Origin of the sequence: Pseudomonas sp. L13, assembly GCF_009935965.1 — a bacterium.
In the GTDB taxonomy this organism is placed as follows: domain Bacteria; phylum Pseudomonadota; class Gammaproteobacteria; order Pseudomonadales; family Pseudomonadaceae; genus Aquipseudomonas; species Aquipseudomonas lactis.
Genome location: NZ_QODJ01000143.1, coordinates 1 through 964, shown reverse-complemented (window position 1 = coordinate 964; position 964 = coordinate 1). Strand labels below are relative to the sequence as shown.

Genomic DNA, 964 nt, shown 5'->3' with positions numbered 1-964 from the left:
GGCAAAGTTTGTTAGAATGGGTTTCTTGCAAGGTGTTTTAGTGTTGGTTGTGATTGTGGCTTTTGATCTGAAGAGTGCCTGGGGAAGTTTGAAACACCGTCAAAGTTCAAGCAGCATGAAGCCACAATCAGCTCCGGCTTCCAGAGGTCATGCTCTTTCTTCTCAAGGGTTCTTGAATCCTTTCCAAAAGGATTATCAGTTTCCGGTTCTTGACTCCAGAAGATTTGCGCAAGAGCCTCTTGGTCTTCAGGAGAAGCAGCTGATGCAGGGTCCAGTCAAGCCTTTGGACTGGAAGTTTCCAGTTGTCCCAGAAGTGCAACGTGAGTTGGCGGCGAACTTCCAGTTGAGGCAACCTGTGACTCCCAGTAGTGTGGCTGTTCAATGCAGTGAGAACCGGGTTCATGTGGAGGTGAAGAAGGATATGTTCAGCAATGGTCAGCTGATCCAGCCAAGTGGTTTGTCTATGGGAGGCTGTCCTGTTGTTGGTGAGGACTCTGCCTCTGGGGTGCTCATCTTTGAATATGCACTGCAGGACTGCAATAGTGTGTTGATGATGACCGAGGATGAGCTCGTCTACACCTATGCGGTTACCTACACTCCTGTGGCATTTGCTGGCACGCCGATTACCCGTACTGAGGGTGCAGTTGTTGGCGTTCAATGCCACTATCAAAGGCTCCATAATGTGAGCAGTAATGCTCTGAGGCCAACTTGGGTTCCTTACGCTTCAACGGAGGTTGGCGAGGATGTCTTGGTGTTCTCCATGAGCCTCATGATTGATGACTGGTCCTTTCAGAGGCCTTCAAATATATACTACTTGGGTGACACTATCAATATTGAGGCATCTGTGAAGGTGTACAACCATGTCCCACTGCGTGTGTTTGTGGACAGCTGTGTGGCCACCCAAGTACCTGATGTGACTTCTGTTCCGAGATATTCCTTCATTGAGAATCATGGGTGCCTTGTG

The 964-nt window shown here is 49.1% G+C and carries 1 protein-coding gene; it reads left to right on the top strand.

Annotated features, from left to right (window positions below):
• Window positions 1-16 precede the first annotated feature (16 nt).
• The coding region (locus DK871_RS28385) for a zona pellucida domain-containing protein (RefSeq protein WP_161907470.1) at window positions 17-964 on the top strand (948 nt) is incomplete at its 3' end.